This window comes from Corynebacterium sp. HMSC074C01 (assembly GCF_001814605.1).
In the GTDB taxonomy this organism is placed as follows: Bacteria; Actinomycetota; Actinomycetes; order Mycobacteriales; family Mycobacteriaceae; genus Corynebacterium.
Map to the genome: position 1 here is coordinate 1 of NZ_KV817250.1, position 359 is coordinate 359.

Here is a 359-nt window from a genome sequence, read left to right on the forward strand (position 1 = left end):
GGGCCTGACCCCCGGAAAGTGGACACGTCGGGGGTTAGCTATGCTGCTCTAGTCAGTGTAGCTGAATTCTCGGCTTCAAAGACGTCAGGAGCTGAAAGATTGCACCAGGAGTGCCGTCGGCGTGTGTTGTAGCGCATGCACCACCGGAAGACTTCTTGGCGGCAGGAGATCGGATTGTCAAAGACTTTCCTGTCACGCAAGATTTCCCGCTTGAGCGTGGCGTTAAACGATTCTGCTAGGGCGTTATCAGCACTCGTTCCTACCGCTCCCATAGACTGGCGCACACCCAACGACGAGCAATAGTTCCTAAAGGCTTGTGAGGTGTACACGCTGCCGTGATCAGAATGGAAAATTGCCCC

Annotated in this window: 1 protein-coding gene; it reads right to left on the minus strand. The window is 54.9% G+C overall.

The genetic code is table 11. The annotated features are described in order from the left end of the window. Positions 1-38: 38 nt before the first annotated feature. Positions 39-359 (minus strand): integrase core domain-containing protein (locus tag HMPREF2978_RS12650; protein WP_143342253.1); only part of this gene is annotated, 321 nt, incomplete at its 5' end.